Genomic DNA, 19,080 nt, shown 5'->3' with positions numbered 1-19,080 from the left:
CCGCCCCGAACTGGTGTAGACCAGCCGGAGAGGCCCTCCACCGGGCGCCCGCACACGCAGGAGAAGCAGATGGCCACCAAGGCTGAGAAGATCGTCGCCGGTCTCGGCGGCATCGAGAACATCGAAGAGGTCGAAGGCTGCATCACCCGCCTGCGGGCCGAGGTCAACAACGCCTCCCTGGTCGACGAGGCCGCGCTGAAGGCCGCCGGAGCCCATGGCGTGGTCAAGATGGGCAACGCCATCCAGGTCGTGGTCGGCACCGACGCCGATCCCCTCGCCGCCGAGATCGAAGACATGATGTGACCGGTGACCGTGTGACCCAGGACGGGCCCCCTCGACTAGGCTCGTCCGCTATGTCACGCATCGACGGCCGCACCCCCGACCAGCTCCGCCCCATCACCATCGAGAGGGGCTGGAGCATGCACGCCGAAGGCTCCGTGCTCGTCTCCTTCGGCGACACCCGCGTGCTGTGCACCGCCAGCGTCACCGAAGGCGTACCGCGCTGGCGCAAGGGCAGCGGCGAAGGCTGGGTCACCGCCGAATACTCCATGCTCCCCCGCGCCACCAACACCCGTGGCGACCGCGAATCCGTGCGCGGCCGGATCGGCGGCCGCACCCATGAGATCAGCCGCCTCATCGGCCGCTCGCTGCGCGCCGTCATCGACCACCGCGCGCTCGCCGAGAACACCATCGTCCTGGACTGCGACGTCCTCCAGGCCGACGGCGGCACCCGCACCGCCGCCATCACCGGCGCCTATGTCGCCCTGGTCGACGCGGTCGGCTGGGCCCGCGAGAAGAAGATCCTCCGCGCCAAGGGCCGACCCATCACCGGCACCGTCAGCGCGGTCAGCGTCGGCATCATCGACGGCACCCCGATGCTCGACCTCTGCTACGAGGAGGACGTCCGCGCCGAGACCGACATGAACATCGTCTGCACCGGCGACGGCCGCTTCATCGAGGTCCAGGGCACCGCCGAGGGCGCCCCCTTCGACCGCGCCCTCCTCGACCAGCTGCTCGACCTCGGCTCCCTCGGCTGCGCCGAACTGGACGAGATCCAGCGCAAGGCCCTCGACGCCTGACGGCTCTCCGACTCGGCACAGGTGCCCGCCGACTCCCACCCGGAACCGGCGGGCACCGTGGCAGCGTCACCCGCAAGGACGACCCGACAGCGCCACCGAGCCCCGTATGGAGACCGTCCGATGCGCCGCACCGCCGCCCTGGCCGCAGCCGCCCTGCTCGCCTCCCTCCCGCTCTCGCTCGGCTGCTCGGCCGCAGAGAAGGCATGGGACTGCGGCAAGCTCGCCGTTCAGATCACCAGCGACGTCCAGAAGGTGCAGAGCGCCGCGCTCCACGCCGACGACGACCCCGGGGCCGTCGACACCGCCCTCGGCACCCTCGGCCGGGATCTCGACCGGCTCGGCAAGCAGACCGGCAACGCCGACGTGGGCAAGGCCGTCCAGGACCTGCGCGACCAGGCCGACGCCCTCCGGCGGTCCGCCGACGCCGGGTCCACCCCCGACCTCGCCCCGCTGGTCAGCGCGGCCGGTCGGCTCAGCACCGTCTGCACCGGGTGACCACCGGGGGCCGTACGAACCGGTCCGGTGCGAGCCGGGATAATCGGTTGCCATGACCACCCAGCGCCTCGTCCTCGCCACCCGCAACCGGCACAAGGTCGCCGAGCTCCTCGCCATCCTCACCGAGGCCGGACTCGACGTCGAACTGGTCGGCGCCGACGCCTACCCGCACATCCCCGACGTGCCCGAGACCGGTGTGACCTTCGCCGAGAACGCCCTGCTCAAAGCCCATGCGCTGGCCCAGGCCACCGGTCTGCCCGCCGTCGCCGACGACTCCGGCCTCTGCGTGGACGTCCTCGGCGGCGCCCCCGGCATCTTCTCCGCCCGCTGGTCCGGCAGGCACGGCGACGACCAGGCCAACCTGGACCTGCTGCTCGCCCAGCTCGGCGACATCGACGCCCCCCACCGCGGCGCCCACTTCGCCTGCGCCGCCGCCCTCGCCCTCCCCGACGGGACCGAGCAGGTGGTCGAGGGGACCCTTGACGGCACCCTCCGCACCGCCCCGGCCGGCACCGGCGGCTTCGGCTACGACCCGATCCTCCAGCCGCACGGCGAGACCCGTACCTGCGCCGAACTCACCCCGGCGGAGAAGAACGCCATCAGCCACCGGGGCAAGGCGTTCCGCGCCCTGGTCCCGATCGTCAAGCAGCTGCTGGGCTAGGTGACTGCCCGGCCCCGGACGGACCGAAGGCCGCCCCGGACATCGTCCGGGGCGGCCTTCGGGCTCTGCGTACGTACGGCCGGAGGGACTCGAACCCTCGCGGGGATGAACCCCACTGGGACCTAAACCCAGCGCGTCTGCCAACTCCGCCACGGCCGCTCGCCGCCGCCCATCGTACTGGCTCCCCATCGGCTCGGGGCGCGGCGGCGGGATTCTCCGGTGGTACAGACCTCTTGCCCAACTGGTCCAGACCTTTGTAGAGTCGCCGTCAATTCAGGAGCGACCCCGGACCCTGCCGATGCGGGCCCGGGGTGAGTGACGGCGGTGGCGGCAGGTCCTGTCGGGGGGCCGGCCGCCATCGCTGGCTGCCCGGTTGACGCCGGATCAGACGCCGAGGTCCTTGATCAGCTTGGCGACGTGCCCGGTGGCCCTGACGTTGTACAGGGCCCGCTCGACCCTGCCCTCCTCGTCCACCACCACGGTGGAGCGGATGACCCCGGTGACCGTCCTGCCGTACATGGTCTTCTCGCCGAAGGCGCCGTACGCGGTCAGCACCGCCTTCTCCGGGTCGGCCAGCAGGGTGACCCGCAGGCTCTCCTTCTCGCGGAACTTCCCGAGCTTCTCCGGCTTGTCCGGGGAGATCCCGATCACGTCGTACCCGGCCCCGGCCAGCAGGTCCAGGTTGTCGGTGAAGTCGCACGCCTGCTTGGTGCACCCGGGGGTGAGCGCGGCCGGGTAGAAGTAGACGATCACCTTGCGGCCCAGGTGGTCGGCGAGGGAGACCTGCTTGCCATCGGCGTCGGACAGGGTGAAGGCCGGGGCGGGGTCGCCGGGCTGGAGTCGCTCGCTCACGGGGAATTCTCTCCTCGGGGTGGGATGCGGCCGTGCTACCAGGAAAGGTACTCCGAGGGCGGGGTGCCGCTGCGCACGGCGGCAGCGCGCCTGACAGACTGTCCACCATCGAACGCAAACGGCATGGGTGAGTGAGGTGGCCCTCTTGGGCGAGGTCGGCACGCGGGGCAGGAGCGGCGGCGACCCGGTCGGGCGCACCACTGCCGAGATCGAGGCGTCCATCGCCGCGACCCGGAAGCAGCTGGCGGCGACCCTGGACGAGATCGCGGTGCGGGTGCACCCGTCCACGGTGGCGGCGCAGGCCAAGGCGAAGGCGGCGGCAGCCGTGGACCGCACGGCGGGCCGGGCCTATGTGGCGGCCAACCGGGGCATGGAGCAGGTACGGGCGCAGTTCGTGGACGCCAAGGGCAACCCGCGCATGGAGCGGATCGTGCCCGTGGCGGCGGTCGCCGCGGTCGCGGTGGTGGCCGTGGTGGCGCTGCGCCGCCGTAAGTAGCGCGCCTTGCGAGGAGGGCCGGACCGGGTGATGCACCCGGTCCGGCCCTCGCGTGTCCGGGCGGGGCCGGGGGAAGGTATTTTCGGGGGTGTGAGTGAGACCAAGCGGAACGACAACCTCGGCGAGAAGCTGCCGATCCGGATGCTGCACGACCGGGTGCTGGTGCGCACCGAGGGAGGGGAGGGGGAGCGCCGCTCGACCGGCGGCATCCTGATCCCGGCGACGGCGGAGCTGTCCAAGCGGTGCTCCTGGGCGGAGGCGGTCGCGGTGGGGCAGAATGTGCGCTCCATCGAGCCGGGCGACCGGGTGCTGTTCGACCCGGAGGACCGGGCCGAGGTCGAGGTGCGCGGCACCCTCTATGTGCTGCTGCGGGAGCGGGACATCCACGCGGTGGCGTCCGAGCGGGTCGGTGACGCCGGGGGCAGCACGGGCCTCTACCTCTGACCGCTCTCCCGCTGCCCGCTCGCCCCCTGCCCGCTGCCTTCGGGAGCGGACCGGCCTGCGCTGCCCGGCCGGAGGCTCACTGGGGGGTGATGGGGTGGGATCCGGGGGAGTCGCCGACGCCGGCGCCCGGGGCGGAGCCGGTGTCGGAGCCCGTACCGCCGTCGCCGGTCCCCCCGGCACCCCCGGTCCCTCCGCCGCCCCCGGGCGTGGAGCCGGTGCCGGGGATGTCGCCGCCGAGGTCGCCGATCAGACCGCCGTCCGTGGACGGTGAGGAGGGCGGCGGGCTGCCGGCGGGGCTCTCGGATCCCGGCGACGGCGGCTGGGACGGGGACCCGCCGGGGCGGCTGGGGGTGCTGCTCGGGCTGGGACCGGCGCTGCTGCTGCCGCTGGGGTTCGGGGCCGGGCTGGACGCGACCACCGGCGGGCCGCTGTTGCCGTTGCTGGGGGCGAGTTCGAAGTCGGCGACCGGGGTGCCCTTGAGGGCGCCCTTCATATAGGCCGTCCAGATCTCGGTGGGGAAGGCGCCGCCGTTGATCCGGGCGAGACCGGCCGTGCCGTTGAGCGACAGCTTGGCGTGGGTCTTGGCGTCCTCGCGGAAGATGCCGACGGCGGTGGCCAGCTGGGGGGTGTAGCCGGCGAACCAGGCCGACAGGTTGGAGTCGGTGGTGCCGGTCTTGCCGGCGGCGGGACGGTCAAGGGCGAGGGCGGCGTAGCCGGTGCCGCGCGCGCTGACCACGTCCTGGAGGACGGAGGTGACGGCGTCGGCGGTGCCCCGGCTGATGGCCTCGCTGCTGGTGTGGGACGGCAGGTCGGTGCTGGTGCCGTCGCGTTCCAGCTTCTGTACGGCCCATGGGGCGATCCGCTTGCCGTGGTTGGCGAGGGTGGCGTAGGCGCCGGCCATGTCCAGGGCGCTGGGGGTCGCGGTGCCCAGGGCCATGGAGTTGTTCGACGGGTCCATGCCGTCGACCCCTGAGGGGATGCCGAGGGCCACGGCGGTGTCCCGGACGTTCTGCAGGCCCGCGTCGACGGCCTCCTGGGCGTACACCGAGTTGACCGACTTCATCATGGCGTAGCGCAGCGAGATGGTGCCGTAGTCGACGTCGTCCTCGTTGGGCGGCGCATAGTGGCCGGGGCCGCCGACGACCGCGCGGCGGCTGGTGCCGTCGTAGCTGGTCTGGGTGGTGATGCGGCGGCCGTCCTGGGTGGTGTGGTCGCCTTCCAGCCCTGCGGCCAGGTCGAAGGTCTTGAAGGTGGAGCCGATGGCGTTGTCCTGGCGGATGGCGTCGTTGAACGGCTGGGTGGCGTAGTCGGGGCCGCCGTAGACCGCGACGATCCTGCCGGTGGTGGGGTCGACGGAGGCGCCGGCGACCCGGACGTCGGTGTCCGTCCCGGGTCGGCTCCTGGGGTTGAGCTCGTCGGTGAGTTCGGTCTTCACGGCGGTGACAAAGGCGTCCTGCTTCGCCTTGTCGAAGGTGGTGGTGATCTTCCAGCCGCCGGCCTGGAGGGTGGCCTCGTCGATGATCTTGTTCTTGAGCAGGTAGTCCTTGGCGATCTCGATCAGATAGCCGGCCTGCCCGCCGACGCCCTGGGTGGGCCCGGGCTCGATCGGCTGGGGGAACGTCATCGCCGCGCGCCGCGCCGGGGTGAGCCAGCCCTCGGTGACCATGCCGTCCAGGACGTAGTTCCAGCGGGCGATGGCGGCCTGGCGGTTGGCGGGGGTGGCGTTCCTGACGTCGTACTGGCTGGGCGCCTGGAGCAGCGCGGCGAGGTAGGCGCCCTGCTCGGTGGTGAGCCTGGAGGCGTCCCTGCCGTAGTAGGCGTGGGCGGCAGCCTGGATGCCGTAGGCGTTGCGGCCGAAGTAGCTGGTGTTGAGGTAGCCGTCGAGGATCTCCGACTTGCTCTCGGTCTGGTCGACCTTGAGCGCGATGAAGATCTCCTTGACCTTGCGGGAGACGGTCTGCTCCTGCGTCAGGTAGTAGTTCTTGACGTACTGCTGGGTGATGGTGGAGCCGCCCTGGGTGCCCTTGCCGGTGACGGTGTTGAGAACGGCCCGCAGGGAGCCCTTCACATCGACGCCCTTGTTCTTGTAGAAGGAGCGGTCCTCGGCGGAGACCACGGCGTGCTGGGTGTCCAACGGGATCTGGGCGAGCGGGATGGACTCCCTGTTGACCTCGCCGGTACGGCCCAACTCGGTCTTGCCGTCGGAGTAGTAGTAGATGTTGCTCTGGGCGACGGCCTGCGTGTTGGGGTTGGGCACCGGCACGGTCAGGTACAGGAAGATGAACGCCCCGGCGCCGATCAGCACCAGCATGAAGAACGAGCCGAGGAGCATCCGCCAGGTCGGCAGCAGGCGCCTCCAGCCCGTGCGCCTGGCCCTGCGCGCCGCTCGGGCGGCCCGCTTGCGGGCACGTCGGGCGGCGCTCTTTGTCTCCTCGCTCATGGCTCCTGCTCGTGGCTCCTGTTGGCTGTCATGTCCTGGCGTGCGTGGCCGCCGGAAACGTTCGCCGCTGCCAGCCACACTTTCGCATCATCGGTACCGATTGCCCTGACGGCACGCCTCCGGCCCAGTTTGTGGCGATCCTGTGACGGTGTCTGTGAGGCGAGTCACTTGATTCGCGGTCGCCGTACGGAATATGGATGCCCGAAACATGGATGCCGAGCGTGACCGGCGTCGCTACGCTGCGGAGTACAACCGCATACCGAGCCCTGTGCAGGCTCCGCCCCAGCCCCCGGACCCCCGGGGGGCTCCGGGACGGGGCCGATTCGGCGTGCCCGGACGCGGTCGGTCCATCCCGCTGTCGACAAGTCGACATATTCGGAACCGCCTGACAGGAAGGCCTCCCCGTGCAGCTGACGCTCTACGGATCCATCGCCAGCGGCTCCTTCCGCCGCTACTCCACCTACCGGGCCGCGACCTTCGCGGGCATCTTCACCAACAGCGTCTTCGGCTTCATCCTCACCTACACCTACATCGCCCTCTGGAACGCCCGGCCCGGACTCGGCGGATACGACACCTCGGCCGCCGTCACCTACATCTGGACCAGCCAGGCGCTGCTGGCCACCGTCGCCATCTGGGGCGGCGGCTTCCAGGACGACCTGCAGGCCCGGATCCGCAACGGCGACATCGCCATCGACCTCTACCGGCCCGTCGACCTCCAGTCCTGGTGGCTGGCCGGTGACCTGGGCCGAGCCGGCTTCCAGCTGCTCACCCGGGGTGCGGCGCCGCTGACCGTCGGCGCGCTCGCCTTCCACCTGCGGCTGCCCCGGAACGCGGGCACCTGGGCGGCGTTCCTGCTCTCCGTCGGCCTTGCCGTCCTGGTCAGCTTCGCCATCCGCTATCTGGTCTCCCTCACCGGCTTCTGGCTGCTGGACGCCGACGGGGTGCGGTCGATGGTGACCATCGCGGGCATGTTCCTCTCCGGCATGCTGCTCCCGATCACCCTCTTCCCCGGGGCGCTGGGCGAGCTGGCGCGGGTGCTGCCCTGGTCGGCGATGGTGCAGATCCCCACCGATGTGCTGCTGGAACGGCGCACCGGCCAGGGGCTGGCCGCCGGGCTCGGCTTCCAGCTGCTCTGGGCGGTGCTGCTGCTGGCCGCCGGACGGGCCGTGCAGCGCGGGGCCGCTCGGAGGGTGGTGGTCCAGGGTGGCTGAGACAGCGGCTCCGGTCTCCGGTGCGGGTGCGGGTGCGGGCTGGGATTCGGGTTCGGGCTCGGGCTCGGAGAAGATGCCTGGGAGGGTCGGCTGGGCGCTGCGCGTCTGGTGGATGACCGCCGCGATGTGGGTGCGCTCCGCGATGGCGTACCGCGCCTCGTTCGCCATGATGACCATCGGCAATGTCTGCATGACCACCATGGACTTCCTGATCATCGCGGTGATGTTCCACCACACCCGCAGCCTCGGTGGCTGGGACTTCCACCAGGTCGCCTTTCTCTACGCCACCTCCAGCTTCGCCATCGGCCTCGCCGACATGCTGGTCGGCAGCATCGACCGGCTGGGCGAGCGCATCCGGCTGGGCTCCTTCGACAGCATGCTGGTGCGGCCCGCCCCGGCACTGGCCCAGATGGCCGCCGACCACTTCGCACTGCGCCGCATCGGCCGCCCCGTGCAGGCCACCCTGATCCTGCTCTGGTCGCTCTCCGGACTCCGGGTGGACTGGACCTGGGACCGGGTGCTGATGGTGCCGATGCTGCTGCTCTGCGGCACCGCGATCTTCATCGCCCTGTTCGTGGCCGGCTCCTGCTTCCAGTTCTGGGCCGCCGACGCGGCGGAGGTGCAGAACTCCTTCACCTTCGGCGGCGGCACCATGCTCCAGTACCCGCCCACCGTCTTCACCAGGGAACTGGTGGCCGGAGCCGTCTTCGGCATCCCGCTGGCCTTCGTCAACTGGCTGCCCGCCCTGCACATCCTCGGCATGCCGGACCCCCTGCACCTGCCCGAAGCCCTCCGCTTCGCCTCACCGCTCGTCGCCGCCCTGACGCTCGCCGTGGCCGGACTGCTCTGGCGGTGCGGCCTGCGCGCCTACCGCAGCACCGGCAGCTGAACACATCCACGAAAGGAGAGAGCGATGGCTCTCATCGAGGTCGAGAACGTCAGCCGGACCTTCACCGTGCGCACCCGCAAGGGACGGCTGCGCAGGGAGAAGCGCGAGGTGCGCGCCGTGGACGGGCTGACCTTCGCCGTGCAGGCGGGGGAGTGCGTCGGCTACATCGGGCCCAACGGCGCCGGAAAGTCCACCACCGTGAAGATGCTCACCGGCATCCTGGTCCCCAGCGGCGGACGGCTGCGGGTCGCCGGAGTCGACCCCTCGCGGGACCGGGTACGCCTCGCCCACCGCATCGGCGTGGTCTTCGGGCAGCGCACCACACTCTGGTGGGACCTGCCGCTGCGCGACTCCTATGAACTGGCCCGGCGCATCTACCGCGTCCCACCCGACCGGTACCGGAAGAACCTCGACCGCTGCCTGGACCTGCTCGACCTCGGCCCGCTGCTGGACACCCCCGTACGGCAGCTCTCGCTGGGGCAGCGGATGCGCGGCGACCTCGCCGCCGCCCTGCTGCACGACCCGCAGGTGCTCTACCTGGACGAGCCGACGATCGGGCTGGACGTGGTCAGCCGCAACCGGGTGCGGGAGTTCCTGCGCGAGGTCAACACCGAACGGGGCACCACCGTGCTGCTCACCACGCACGACCTCACCGACATCGAGCAGCTCTGCTCCCGGGTGATGGTCATCGACCACGGCCGGGTGGTCTACGACGGCGGGCTGGAGGGGCTGCACGCGGTCGGCGAGAGCGAGCGGACGCTGGTGGTGGACCTGGCCGAGCCCTGCCCGCCGATCGTGGTGGAGGGCGCCCGGGTGGTCCGGGTCGACGGACCCCGGCAGTGGCTGGCCTTCCCGGCGGCGCGCAGTGCCGCGCCGGTGGTGGCGGCGGTCGCCGACCGGTATCCGCTGGTGGACCTGTCGGTCCGGGAACCGGCCATCGAGGACGTGATCGCCCGGGTGTACGCGGGAGAGCTCGCCACGGAGCCGGATGCGGAGCAGCCCCGGGCGTCGGTCGGCTGAGCCGGGGGGTTGGGGGAGGAGCGGGGCGCTGTGGAGGGCATAGCGGGCGCCCCGCTCCTCGGGGTGGGGTCTGCTGCTACGCCGCGTTCGCGGTGAGGAGCTTGTCCAGGCGGTCGATCGTGGTCGGGCACTCGCGGTGCAGGGCGGCGATGTCCAGGCCCTCGTCGCCCAGGACCACCAGCAGGGCGTGGTCGCCGATCGCCAGGACCACCACATAGCCCCGGTTGCACCGGCTGACCACATCGCGCAGGCCGCCGAAGCCGACCTCCGCAGCCGTACGCCGGCCGAGCGCCAGGGCGGCGGCGGAGAGTGCCGCCACGGACTCCGGCTGGACGGTGGCGGTGTCGCCGGTCACCAGGAGACCGTCGGCTGTCGAGATGAGGCTCTCGGCGATACCCATGACGCGCTCGCGCAGCGACGTCAGCTCATCGACGAGCGCTTCGGACGGTGCCTGGCTGCTCATGGTGCGCTCTCCTTGGTGCGAGTGGTACGGCGGGTCCGGGGGGACGGAAGGGCCGGTGAAGAAGAGGTCGGTGAGGGGAGGGGCGGGGTGAGGGGGTGGTGAGGGAGGGGCGGGGGGTGGGGTGAGGGTGGGGTCAGCGGAGGGCGCTGAGGGCGTCGCGGACCCGTTGCAGGGTCTCGGTGTCCGGTCGCACGGCCGTGGTGACCGCCCAGCCCGGTTCCTGGGAAGGGGACGGTACCCGCTGCGGCAGCGCGGCGTCAGGCCCTGGCCCCGAGTCCGGGGTGGGGAGTCCCACAGTCGGGAGTCGCCGGTTCGGGAGCGGGATGCCGGGGAGGGGGAGCGGAGGGCCGGGGAGCGGGGCTGCCGGAAGCTGTGGGGCAGCCGCGGCCCGGCGGCCTGCGGCCGCCGACCGGCGTCGATGCGCGCTCACCCGGCGTCTTCTCCGTCTTCCCCGTCCCGCGCCCCGAAAGGCGGGGAGGCGGCCGGGTCCGCCCCGGCTGCCGTCGAGAGCCTGGCCGCCTCGCTGGGCGCCGGGCTCGGGAGGCGGACGCCGGGCATGCGGCGCGGCAGCGGCGACGCGGCGGCGCTGGGCGGTTCACCGGTGCCGGCCGTGCGGGGCGCCACGCTCGGCACCGTGGTGGCGGTGCCCGGGATCTCCAACTGGACGAGGTGCCGGGCGCTCATCCGGACCAGGTCGAGCATCACGGGGAACACGCCGCGGCCGAGGGCGAAGGCGATGTCGCGCGGTATGCGTCGGCCGTTGGCGCTGAGCAGGATGTCCCGGTAGCGCGGCGCCAGCGGCACGGTGGGGGACTCGGCGCGGGACGTGGGCCGGACTCTGACACCGGCGAGTTCACGGGGTGGCCCCCAGAGCCGGGAGAGCAGGGCCACCCGCCGGGATGCCTCACGGGTGAGCTGCTGTGGCTCGATCCCGGGATGCGCGACCAGTTCCGCGGGTACGGCCGAGTCGTCCACCTGCCAACTGCCGGACGGGCTCAGCGCCATCGCGAAGACGCCGTCGAACACGGCCGCCGTACAGAGGACTTCGAGGTCGGCGGCGCCGATGGATCCGCCGGCCACCAGCGCGGCGGCCAGACCGCCGCCGGCCCGGCCGGTGGTGCGGGCTGCCGTCCAGTCCACCTCGCTGATCCGCCGTGACCTCAGCAGCACCGTCTCGGCGGACGGCGCCCCGGGAGTCTCGACCGCGCCGACCAGCCCGTCCCGCAGATGGAGGGTTCCACCGGGGGTGCCGGATATCGTGACGGTTCCGCTGAACTGCTGCTCCCGCAGCCTGGCGAGCAGCGTCGGGACGTTGCGCGGGGTCTGCGATGCGGTGGGGCCGGTCATCTCAGCACGGTTCTGGTGTGGTCGGCCAGCTGCCGCAGGGCCAGGGCCAGATTGGTCCGCTCGCGGTCCACCGCAGCGGTCAGCAGGAGGGCGTCCCCCTGCCTGGGCACCATATGGGTGATATGGCAGTGGCGTTGACTGGTCACCACCACGCTCTCCAACTCCCCTGTGACACCTGCCTCGTTGAATGAGTCGGCGATCAGGTTCGCCAGTTCGGCAAGTTCGGTGCCGTCCCCGACAGCGGCACGGTCTCCGACCGTGCAGTAGGTGAGGCCGGTGACGGCGTCCACCAGGGCGGCACCGATCACTCCGGGAGAGCCGAGGATTTCGGAGAGCGATGCTTCGAGCGTCTGCACCTGTACCCCTTCACTTTGTGACACTCGGCAGAGTACTTTAACCCCCATCTTGCGCAACAGTGGCTGAAGGTGACGTTTCGTGACCGCTTTGGTCTCACACGCAGGAATCCCCGAGGGACGCCAGGAGAAGGAAGCACCATGAACATTGAGACCGCGCTCAAGGAAGCGATGGCTGTCAACGGAGCGATCGGTGTGGCGCTCGTCGACTACGAGAGCGGTATGTCGCTCGGATCGCTCGGCGGTGACAAGGATCTGGACCTGGAAGTCGCCGCCGCCGGGAATACCGAGGTGGTCAGAGCGAAGGTCCGCACGTTGACCACGCTCGCCATGAACGACTCCGTCGAGGACATCCTCATCACCCTCGGCTCGCAGTACCACCTCATCCGTCCACTGGCGCGCAGCCATGGGTCGCTTTTCCTCTACCTCGCGCTCGACCGTGTGCGTGGCAATCTGGCGCTTGCCCGGCATGAACTCAAGCGCATCGAGGGAATCCTCGACGTGTAGTTCGCCACGGGGGGCGTGCGGAGTCCGGCGGACGCGGTTTTTCTGACGGTAATTCGGATCATTCTCTTCCGAGCGCGGCGGGGGGATCGCGTCCGCTGATCCGCAAAGGGGAGAAGGGAATTGGGCTGTAACGGGGGCGGAGGCACGGGCGGTGGCGGGGCACCGCCCGGTGAACTGCGGCATGCGATGTAGAGGGGTGGGGCAGCAATCGGTGGGTCTCTTCCGGCAGGCTGGGGGTCGTGGCAGCTGCGGGAAGAGTGGATGGCGTGAACGCTGAGGGTGACAGGTCGGCTGAGGTGACGCCGACCGGGGTGGCGACCGGAGCGGTGCGGTTCACGGCGGCCGACGAGGTGAAACGGCGCGGGGTACGGCGGATGAAGGCCCTCGCTACGGGGCTGCTGCTGCTGGCCACCGCCGTGTACGCGCTCGCCCGCTGGGCCGAGGCCGCGGGCGCCGGGGCCTGGGCGGGCTATGTGGAGACGGCGGCCGAGGCCGGCATGGTGGGTGCGCTGGCCGACTGGTTCGCGGTGACCGCGCTCTTCCGCAGGCCGTTCGGGCTGCCGATCCCGCACACCGCGATCATCCCGACCAAGAAGGACGTCTTCGGGCGGAGCCTCGGAGAGTTCGTGGGGGAGAACTTCCTGGCGGCGCAGGTGGTCCGGGAACGGCTGCGGGCGCTGCGGATCGGCCGGCGGGCCGGGCAGTGGCTGGCCGCGCCCGGCAGTGCGGAACGGGTGACCACCGAGGCGTCGGCGGCGCTGCGGGGCGTCCTCGCGGTGCTCCGCGACGAGGACGTGCAGGCCGTGGTGGGCGAGGCGGTCACCCGGCGGGTGGCGGCCCAGCAGGTCGCCCAGCCGATGGGCCGGATGCTCGGCCGGGTGGTGGCCGACGGCGGCCACCAGGGCATGGTCGACCTGGTCGCGCGGCGGCTGCACGACTGGCTGGTGGAGCACCGCGAGGAGGTGGTGCAGCGGATCGCTGAGGAGTCCCCGGGGTGGACGCCGAAGTTCATCGACCACCAGGTGGGCGTGCGGGTCCACAAGGAACTGCTGCGGTTCGCGGGCGAGGTGCGGGACGACCCGCACCACCCGGCGCGAGGCGCGGTGGACAGCTTCCTCACGGATTTCGCCCAGGAGCTGCGGACCGACCCGGAGACCATCGGGCGGGTGGAGCGGGCCAAGACGCAACTGCTGGCCCGGCCGGAGGTGCAGGAGCTGATCGCGTCGTCCTGGAGCGCGGTGCGGTCGCTGGTACTGGACGCGGCGGAGGACGAGGACAGCGAACTGCGGCGGCGGATCCGGGACGGGGTGCGGTCGTTCGGCGAGCGGCTGGCCTCGGATGCGCGCCTGCAGGGCAAGGTCGACGGCTGGCTGGAGGACGCCGCCGGGTATGTGGTGGCGACCTACCGGGACGAGATCACCTCCCTGATCTCGGACACGGTCGCCGGGTGGGACGCGGTGGAGGCATCCCGGAAGATCGAGGCCAATGTCGGGCGTGACCTCCAGTTCATCCGGATCAACGGCACGGTGGTGGGGGCGCTGGCGGGGCTGCTGATCCACACGGTCTCGGTGCTGGTGGGCGGGTGAACCGTGCGACGATGCCCGGGTCGTTCGAGAGGAAGATTCGAGAGGAAGAGGGGACAGAGGTGGACGCGTTCATCGCGGGGATGCCGAAGGCGGAGCTCCATGTGCACCACGTGGGGTCGGCCTCGCCTCGGGTGGTGGCCGAGCTGGCCGCACGCCACGAGGGGACCAGCCGGGTGCCCACCGACCCGGAGCTGCTGGCGGAGTACTTCACCTTCCGTGACTTCGCGCACTTCATCGAGCTCTATCTGTCGGTGGTGGACCTCATCCGGGACGCGGACGACGTCCGGGCGCTGACCTACGGGGTCGCCGAGGACATGGCGCGGCAGAACATCCGGTACGCGGAGCTGACGGTGACCCCGTACAGCTCGGTGCGCCGGGGCATTCCGGACGTCGCCTTCATGGAGGCGATCGAGGACGCCCGGAAGTCGGCGGAGGCGGAGCTGGGGGTGGTGCTGCGCTGGTGCTTCGACATCCCGGGCGAGGCGGGGCTCGAATCGGCGGAGGAGACGGCGCGGCTGGCCCTGGACCTGGCGCCGGAGGGGCTGGTCAGCTTCGGTCTGGGCGGCCCCGAGATCGGGGTGCCGAGGCCGCAGTTCAAGCCGTACTTCGACCGGGCGCGGGCGGCCGGTCTGCACAGCGTGCCGCACGCCGGGGAGACCACCGGGCCGCAGACCGTGTGGGACGCCCTGCGGGAGCTGGGCGCGGAGCGGATCGGGCACGGTACGCAGGCGGTGCGGGACCCCCGGCTGGTCGACTACCTGGGGGAGCACCGGATTCCGCTGGAGGTCTGCCCGACGTCCAACCTCGCGACGCGGGCGGTGGAGCGGATCGAGGACCACCCGATTCGGCAGATGGTGGACGCCGGGCTGCTGGTGACGGTGAACAGCGACGACCCGCCGATGTTCGGGACCGACCTCAACACCGAGTACGGGGTGGCGGCGCGGCTGCTGGGGCTGGATGAGGCGGGGGTCGCGGGGCTGGCGAGGAACGCGGTGGAGGCGTCGTTCATGGATGCCGGGGCGAAGGCGCGGCTGGTGGGGGAGATCGACGCGTATCTGGCCGGTTGGGTAGGGGGCGGCGGGCGGTAGGCCGCTGTTGCCTGCCGCCGCCCCCTCCGTCCCTGTTGGCTCAGGTGGTGGTGGTGGCGGCGGGGGTGGTGGCGGCGGGGGTGGTGGCAGCGGGGGTGGTGGCGGGGGAGGGGTGGGGGTGGTGGGTGGCGCGGTGGAGTAGGGCGCGTTCGGTGACCGTCCAGGCTGTGGTGGTGAGCAGGTAGAGACCGGCGGCCAGGGGGACCAGGGCGGCGAAGAGGACGGTGCCGAAGGAGAGGTAGGGGGCGAGGGCGGCGACCTGGGCGGTGGGGTCGTGGGGGGTGGCGTGGGGGGTGGCGGGGGTGGGGGTGGGTGCGGTCTTGGCGGTGCGGCGGGCGCGGCGGAAGCTGACGGCGGCGACGGCGGCCAGGGCGGCGTAGAGGGTCAGGAAGACGAGGAGCTGCTGCGGGCCGTGGGCGGCGGTCACATGGCTGCCCAGGGGGACGCCGAACAGGGTGTGGTGCAGCAGGTCGTCGGGTGCGCCGGCGGCGGTGGGGTGGGTGAAGAGCCGGTACATCACGGAGAAGAAGGGCAGTTGCAGCACCATTGGGAGGCAGCCGGCCAGCGGGGAGGCGTTCTCCTTGCGGTAGAGCTCGGCGAGGGCCTGCTGGAGGCGTTCCGGGTCGCGGCCGTGGCGGCGGCGGATCTCGGTGATCTGGGGTGCGAGCCGGGCGCGGGACTTCTCGCCACGGGCGGCGGCGCGGGCCAGGGGGTGCAGCAGCAGCCGTACGCAGACCGTGAAAATGACGATGGCGGCGGCGGTGGGGACGGCGTGGGCGAGGCCGGCGACGGCGTTGTGGGCCAGGCCGACGGCGGGGTCGAGAATGCTGAATATGGACATGCTGGGGGAGCCCTCCGGGGGTCTCGTCGGGTGACGACGGGTGTCGGCGGAGGACGGCCGCGGTGCGGGAGCGGGGCGCGGGTGCTAGGCGGCCGTCGGGGCCGCGGTGGAGGGTGCTCGGGGGCGTGACCTGCCCCGGGCGTCGGGGTCGCGCTGGGGGAGGAAGGCGGTCCGCCAGGCGCGGCGGCGCAGGGCGCGGTCGCGTACGGCGTGCGGGGCGGAGGCGCCCAGCAGGCGGGCGGTGGCCAGGGTGCCCGAGATCAGGCCGGCCAGCAGGGCCAGGGTGGCGGCTGCGGCGAGGGCGGTGAGGCCGGTGGGGGCGAGCAGGAGCTGGCCCAGGGCGTTCCAGGTCAGGCCGAGGGCGGCTGTGATCAGCTGCATGGGGCCTCCTGGGGGTGTTCTCGGGACGAGTGTACGGGGTGCGGGGTTGTGGTTGGGGTTGTGTGGGCTGGTGCGGGTGTCGGCCGGTCCGGGGTGGGGGGTCCCGGGCGTCCGGTGCTCGCCGGTGTCCCCCTGCGCTCGTTCCTCGCTTCGGGGGAACCGGCGGCATCCTCCTGAGTGCCCGGGACCCCCCACCCCTCCCCGTCCGCCACCCTCCGCCCGGTGGGGGGAAGGTCTGTTCGTGCCTGGCTGATGTGAGTGGGTCGGTCAGGCTCTCGGGCCGGGTGTCCCACCCCTTACCCGTCCGCCACCTTCCGGCTGGTGGGGGTCTCGCACTGCTATCTGTCCCTCACCCTCCGGCCGTGGGGGGTCTGTGGACCTGGGCCCCCTACTGCTCCCTGTCCGCCGCCCTCCGGCCGTGGGGGGTCTGCGTCCTGGCCCCCACTGCCACCCGTCCGCCGCCCTCTGGCTGTGGGCGTCTGGGGTCTTGGCCCCCACTGCTAGTCGTCCGTCACCCTCTGCCCGTGGGGGGTCTGCGCCTGGCTCCTACTGCTGCCTGTCCGTCTGTGCTCTGGCCCCCCGCTGTTACTCGTCCGTCGCCCTCTGGGCGTGGGGGGTGGGGGAGGTGGGCGCGGACGCGGAAGCCGTGGGGGGTGGGGGCGGCGTCGAGGTGGCCGTCTTCCAGGGCGAGGCGTTCGCGGAGGCCGGAGAGGCCGTTGCCGAAGGTGGGGGCGGCGGTGGGGGTGGTGGGGCCGTCGTTCTGGACGGTGAGGGTGTAGCCGTCGTCGCTGCGGGTGAGGCTGATGTGGCAGGTGCGGGCGGTGCTGCTGTGGCGGACGACATTGGTGACCGATTCGCGCAGGGCCCAGGCGAGGGCGGCTTCGCGGGCGGGGGCGAGGGTCTTGGCGTGGGGTTCGAGGCCGGGGTCGATCTCGGGGTGGATGCCGGCGGTGGTGAGGGTGGTGTGGGCGCGGGCGAGTTCGGTGGCGAGGGTGGGGCGGCGGTAGCCGGTGACGGACTCGCGGACCTCGGCGAGGGCGGTGGAGGTGATCTCGCGCATTTCGGCGATCTGCTTGGCGCAGGCGTCGGGGTCGGTGTGCACCATGCGCTCGGCGAGCTGGGCCTTGAGGGAGAGCAGGGAGAGTGAGTGGCCGAGGAGGTCGTGGAGGTCGCGGCCGAAGCGGAGGCGTTCCTCGTTGACGGCGAGCTGGGCCATGGCCTCCTCGCCCTGGCGCAGCCGGGCCTTGGTGCGGGAGCGTTCCACGCCGAGGATGGAGAAGGAGGCGCTGACGGCGGTGGAGGCGAGCCACGGCCAGTAGTCGGCGAAGGGGGAGCCGGTGGCCACGGCGACGGCCCACTGGGCGGCGACCAGGGGGACGGCGGTGGTCGCCGCGCGGCGCATCGGGAAGGCGTTGGCGTTGCAGATGGCGGCGTAGATGAACATCGCCAGCCAGGACGGCCCGAGCAGCAGGGGGTAGACGATGGCCAGGGTCGCGGTGACCGTGTAGCAGGCCAACCTGAGCCGGGGGTTGCTGTGGCGGGTGCCGTTGGCGACGGTGACGACGAAGGCGGCGGAGAAGACGGCGGCGCCGGCGGCGGCGAGGGCGATGGTGGGGGCGGAGTGGTGCTGGGGGAGGGCGCTGAGGCCGGGGGCGAGGCCCCAGAGCCAGAAGACGCTGAACCACCACTCGCGCGCCTTCCAGCGGCGGCACCAGTCGCTGATCCGCCGCATGGGGGTTCTCCTCCGGTGGTGGGGCGGGAGGTATCAGCCTGCCGGAGGGCGGGGGAGGGGTGCCAGTGAGAATGGTGGCGAACCGGGCATGACGAATGTCATGCCCGGGGGATGTCGACGGTGGTGCGGGTGGCCGAGGAGCGGCGGGCGGCCTCCAGGACGGCGAGGGCGGCGACCGCGTCGCGGGGGTCGACCGGGGGCGGGGTGCCGTCGCGGAGGGCGGCGGCGACGCCCCGGTAGAAGGCGGGGTAGTCGCCGGGCTCGGTGGGGACGGGGTGGGCGGAGTCGGTGGTGCCCAGGGTGCCGTACGCGGTCTCGGGTTCGACGCCCCAGGGGGAGCCGTCGCCGGGGCGGCGGCCGGCCCGGAGGTCGGCCTCCTGGGGGTCGAGGCCGTGCTTGACATAGCCGGCGCGGTCGCCGAGGACCCGCAGCCGGGGGCCGAGCAGGGCGGCGGTGGCGCTCATCCAGAGGTGTGAGCGGACACCCGAGGTGTGGGTGAGGGCGATGAAGGAGTCGTCGTCGACGGCCGCGCCGGGGCGGACCGTGTCGATCTCGGCGTAGACGGTGGCGGCAGGGCCGAAGAGGGTGAGGGCCTGGTCGACCAGGTGGCTGCCGAGGTCGTACATGGTGCCGCCGACCTCGGCCGGGTCCGGCAGCTCGCGCCAACCGGTTTTGATCTGGGGGCGCCAGCGTTCGAAGCGGGACTCGAAGCGGTGGACGGTGCCCAGGGCGCCGGTGGAGATCAGGCGGCGGGCGGTGAGGAAGTCATTGTCCCAGCGGCGGTTCTGGAAGACGGTGAGCAGGAGTCCGCGCTGCTCGGCGAGGTCGGTGAGGGCTGTGGCCTCGGCGGCGGTCGCGGCGAGCGGCTTGTCGACCACGACCGGGCGGCCGGCGTCGAGGGCGGCGCGGGCGAGCGGGACATGGGTGCGGTTGGGGGAGGCGATGACGACCAGGTCGAGGGGGGTGGCGAGCAGCTGCTCGGGGGTGTCGACGGCGCGGGCGCCGGGGTGCTCGCGGTGCAGCTGCGCACGGCGCTCGGGGCTGGCGGTCACCACGGCGTCCAGGCGCATCCCGGGCGTGGTGGCGATCAGCGGGGCGTGGAAGGCGGAGCCGGCGAGGCCGAAGCCGACCAGGCCCACGCGGACGGTTGCGGGCATGGGCCCTACTAAAGCAATGGTGGTGCACACGTACAAGG

The 19,080-nt window shown here is 72.2% G+C and carries 20 protein-coding genes, 1 tRNA gene and 1 pseudogene; 12 read left to right on the top strand and 10 right to left on the bottom strand.

Annotated features, from left to right (window positions below; translation table 11 throughout):
* Positions 1-66: 66 nt before the first annotated feature.
* The 4 genes and pseudogenes from C7M71_RS10080 to rdgB all read left to right on the top strand — a co-directional run.
* Positions 67-303, top strand: a pseudogene (locus tag C7M71_RS10080) (glucose PTS transporter subunit EIIB); the annotation flags it as partial.
* 50 nt (positions 304-353) lie between these two features.
* Positions 354-1,079, top strand: a complete 726-nt coding sequence (gene rph, locus C7M71_RS10075; protein ID WP_111492531.1) for a ribonuclease PH — start codon at positions 354-356, stop codon at positions 1,077-1,079.
* 120 nt (positions 1,080-1,199) lie between these two features.
* Positions 1,200-1,574 (top strand): hypothetical protein, encoded by a 375-nt coding sequence (locus tag C7M71_RS10070; RefSeq protein ID WP_111492530.1) that lies wholly within the window; start codon positions 1,200-1,202, stop codon positions 1,572-1,574.
* A 52-nt stretch (positions 1,575-1,626) separates the two neighbouring features.
* The gene (rdgB, locus tag C7M71_RS10065) at positions 1,627-2,235 is read left to right on the top strand and encodes an RdgB/HAM1 family non-canonical purine NTP pyrophosphatase (protein WP_111492529.1); all 609 of its coding nucleotides are present in this window, start codon (positions 1,627-1,629) and stop codon (positions 2,233-2,235) included.
* Between the two features lie 74 nt (positions 2,236-2,309).
* Here the strand turns inward: rdgB and C7M71_RS10060 are convergent.
* Together C7M71_RS10060 and bcp are read right to left on the bottom strand one after the other, a co-directional pair.
* A tRNA-Leu gene (locus C7M71_RS10060) sits at positions 2,310-2,394 on the bottom strand.
* A 225-nt stretch (positions 2,395-2,619) separates the two neighbouring features.
* Positions 2,620-3,087 carry a thioredoxin-dependent thiol peroxidase gene (gene bcp, locus C7M71_RS10055; protein ID WP_111492528.1) on the bottom strand — a complete coding sequence of 156 codons (468 nt, stop codon included), beginning with the start codon at positions 3,085-3,087 and terminating at the stop codon, positions 2,620-2,622.
* Between the two features lie 136 nt (positions 3,088-3,223).
* Here bcp and C7M71_RS10050 point away from each other — a divergent pair, with 136 nt between their 5' ends.
* Positions 3,224-3,583 (top strand): DUF3618 domain-containing protein, encoded by a 360-nt coding sequence (locus tag C7M71_RS10050; protein WP_229758645.1) that lies wholly within the window; start codon positions 3,224-3,226, stop codon positions 3,581-3,583.
* A 141-nt stretch (positions 3,584-3,724) separates the two neighbouring features.
* Entirely contained in the window at positions 3,725-4,027 is a 303-nt protein-coding gene (locus C7M71_RS10045; protein WP_229759096.1) for a GroES family chaperonin, read from the top strand.
* Positions 4,028-4,103: 76 nt separating this feature from the next.
* Here C7M71_RS10045 and C7M71_RS10040 read toward each other — a convergent pair whose 3' ends face one another.
* Positions 4,104-6,467 (bottom strand): transglycosylase domain-containing protein, encoded by a 2,364-nt coding sequence (locus C7M71_RS10040; protein ID WP_111492526.1) that lies wholly within the window; start codon positions 6,465-6,467, stop codon positions 4,104-4,106.
* A 410-nt stretch (positions 6,468-6,877) separates the two neighbouring features.
* On the opposite strand from C7M71_RS10040, the gene C7M71_RS10035 reads away from it, so the two are divergent.
* The 3 genes from C7M71_RS10035 (at position 6,878) to C7M71_RS10025 (ending at position 9,587) form a co-directional block, all read left to right on the top strand.
* On the top strand, positions 6,878-7,678 hold the full coding sequence (locus C7M71_RS10035) for an ABC transporter permease (protein ID WP_111492535.1): 801 nt from the start codon (positions 6,878-6,880) through the stop codon (positions 7,676-7,678).
* Between the two features lie 73 nt (positions 7,679-7,751).
* Positions 7,752-8,567: an ABC transporter permease gene (locus C7M71_RS10030; RefSeq protein ID WP_175607661.1), complete on the top strand. Its 816-nt coding sequence runs from the start codon at positions 7,752-7,754 to the stop codon at positions 8,565-8,567.
* 24 nt (positions 8,568-8,591) lie between these two features.
* On the top strand, positions 8,592-9,587 hold the full coding sequence (locus C7M71_RS10025) for an ABC transporter ATP-binding protein (RefSeq protein ID WP_111492524.1): 996 nt from the start codon (positions 8,592-8,594) through the stop codon (positions 9,585-9,587).
* A gap of 76 nt (positions 9,588-9,663) precedes the next feature.
* Here C7M71_RS10025 and C7M71_RS10020 read toward each other — a convergent pair whose 3' ends face one another.
* From C7M71_RS10020 to C7M71_RS10010, 3 genes are all read right to left on the bottom strand, one after another.
* On the bottom strand, positions 9,664-10,050 hold the full coding sequence (locus C7M71_RS10020) for a roadblock/LC7 domain-containing protein (RefSeq protein ID WP_111492523.1): 387 nt from the start codon (positions 10,048-10,050) through the stop codon (positions 9,664-9,666).
* 426 nt (positions 10,051-10,476) lie between these two features.
* Positions 10,477-11,397: a DUF4388 domain-containing protein gene (locus C7M71_RS10015; protein ID WP_229758644.1), complete on the bottom strand. Its 921-nt coding sequence runs from the start codon at positions 11,395-11,397 to the stop codon at positions 10,477-10,479.
* Complete coding sequence (locus C7M71_RS10010; RefSeq protein ID WP_111494797.1) at positions 11,394-11,753, bottom strand: hypothetical protein; 360 nt, start codon at positions 11,751-11,753, stop codon at positions 11,394-11,396. The genes C7M71_RS10015 and C7M71_RS10010 overlap by 4 nt, the downstream gene beginning before the upstream one ends.
* 138 nt (positions 11,754-11,891) lie before the next feature.
* Between C7M71_RS10010 and C7M71_RS10005 the strand changes: the two genes are divergently transcribed.
* From C7M71_RS10005 to C7M71_RS09995, 3 genes are all read left to right on the top strand, one after another.
* Positions 11,892-12,257: a hypothetical protein gene (locus C7M71_RS10005; RefSeq protein ID WP_111494795.1), complete on the top strand. Its 366-nt coding sequence runs from the start codon at positions 11,892-11,894 to the stop codon at positions 12,255-12,257.
* Between the two features lie 266 nt (positions 12,258-12,523).
* Positions 12,524-13,843: a DUF445 domain-containing protein gene (locus tag C7M71_RS10000; protein WP_407675883.1), complete on the top strand. Its 1,320-nt coding sequence runs from the start codon at positions 12,524-12,526 to the stop codon at positions 13,841-13,843.
* Between the two features lie 11 nt (positions 13,844-13,854).
* Positions 13,855-14,931, top strand: a complete 1,077-nt coding sequence (locus tag C7M71_RS09995; protein ID WP_111494793.1) for an adenosine deaminase — start codon at positions 13,855-13,857, stop codon at positions 14,929-14,931.
* A gap of 40 nt (positions 14,932-14,971) precedes the next feature.
* On the opposite strand, the gene C7M71_RS09990 is transcribed toward C7M71_RS09995, so the two are convergent.
* The 4 genes from C7M71_RS09990 to C7M71_RS09975 all read right to left on the bottom strand — a co-directional run bounded on the left by C7M71_RS09990 (position 14,972) and on the right by C7M71_RS09975 (position 19,042).
* Positions 14,972-15,772 (bottom strand): YidC/Oxa1 family membrane protein insertase, encoded by an 801-nt coding sequence (locus C7M71_RS09990; protein WP_114914297.1) that lies wholly within the window; start codon positions 15,770-15,772, stop codon positions 14,972-14,974.
* Positions 15,773-15,856: 84 nt separating this feature from the next.
* Positions 15,857-16,153: a DUF6412 domain-containing protein gene (locus C7M71_RS09985; protein ID WP_114914296.1), complete on the bottom strand. Its 297-nt coding sequence runs from the start codon at positions 16,151-16,153 to the stop codon at positions 15,857-15,859.
* Between the two features lie 511 nt (positions 16,154-16,664).
* Positions 16,665-17,885 (bottom strand): sensor histidine kinase, encoded by a 1,221-nt coding sequence (locus C7M71_RS09980; RefSeq protein WP_114914295.1) that lies wholly within the window; start codon positions 17,883-17,885, stop codon positions 16,665-16,667.
* A gap of 98 nt (positions 17,886-17,983) precedes the next feature.
* The gene (locus tag C7M71_RS09975) at positions 17,984-19,042 is read right to left on the bottom strand and encodes a Gfo/Idh/MocA family oxidoreductase (protein ID WP_111492559.1); all 1,059 of its coding nucleotides are present in this window, start codon (positions 19,040-19,042) and stop codon (positions 17,984-17,986) included.
* Positions 19,043-19,080 lie beyond the last annotated feature (38 nt).

This window comes from Peterkaempfera bronchialis (assembly GCF_003258605.2).
Classification (GTDB): Bacteria; Actinomycetota; Actinomycetes; order Streptomycetales; family Streptomycetaceae; genus Peterkaempfera; species Peterkaempfera bronchialis.
Note: the sequence above shows the minus strand (reverse complement) of the source record. Positions and strands in the feature narration are given on the sequence as shown.

Coding starts and splice junctions, on each gene's coding strand:
- C7M71_RS10045 (WP_229759096.1), top strand. CDS start 3,725: ATGCTGCACGACCGGGTGCTGGTGCGCACCGAGGGAGGGGAGGGGGAG.
- C7M71_RS10020 (WP_111492523.1), bottom strand. CDS start 10,050: ATGAGCAGCCAGGCACCGTCCGAAGCGCTCGTCGATGAGCTGACGTCG.
- C7M71_RS09995 (WP_111494793.1), top strand. CDS start 13,855: ATGCCCGGGTCGTTCGAGAGGAAGATTCGAGAGGAAGAGGGGACAGAG.
- C7M71_RS09990 (WP_114914297.1), bottom strand. CDS start 15,772: ATGTCCATATTCAGCATTCTCGACCCCGCCGTCGGCCTGGCCCACAAC.
- rph (WP_111492531.1), top strand. CDS start 354: ATGTCACGCATCGACGGCCGCACCCCCGACCAGCTCCGCCCCATCACC.
- rdgB (WP_111492529.1), top strand. CDS start 1,627: ATGACCACCCAGCGCCTCGTCCTCGCCACCCGCAACCGGCACAAGGTC.
- C7M71_RS10070 (WP_111492530.1), top strand. CDS start 1,200: ATGCGCCGCACCGCCGCCCTGGCCGCAGCCGCCCTGCTCGCCTCCCTC.
- C7M71_RS10040 (WP_111492526.1), bottom strand. CDS start 6,467: ATGAGCGAGGAGACAAAGAGCGCCGCCCGACGTGCCCGCAAGCGGGCC.
- C7M71_RS09975 (WP_111492559.1), bottom strand. CDS start 19,042: ATGCCCGCAACCGTCCGCGTGGGCCTGGTCGGCTTCGGCCTCGCCGGC.
- C7M71_RS10005 (WP_111494795.1), top strand. CDS start 11,892: ATGAACATTGAGACCGCGCTCAAGGAAGCGATGGCTGTCAACGGAGCG.
- C7M71_RS10025 (WP_111492524.1), top strand. CDS start 8,592: ATGGCTCTCATCGAGGTCGAGAACGTCAGCCGGACCTTCACCGTGCGC.
- C7M71_RS09980 (WP_114914295.1), bottom strand. CDS start 17,885: ATGCGGCGGATCAGCGACTGGTGCCGCCGCTGGAAGGCGCGCGAGTGG.
- C7M71_RS10015 (WP_229758644.1), bottom strand. CDS start 11,397: ATGACCGGCCCCACCGCATCGCAGACCCCGCGCAACGTCCCGACGCTG.
- C7M71_RS09985 (WP_114914296.1), bottom strand. CDS start 16,153: ATGCAGCTGATCACAGCCGCCCTCGGCCTGACCTGGAACGCCCTGGGC.
- C7M71_RS10030 (WP_175607661.1), top strand. CDS start 7,752: ATGCCTGGGAGGGTCGGCTGGGCGCTGCGCGTCTGGTGGATGACCGCC.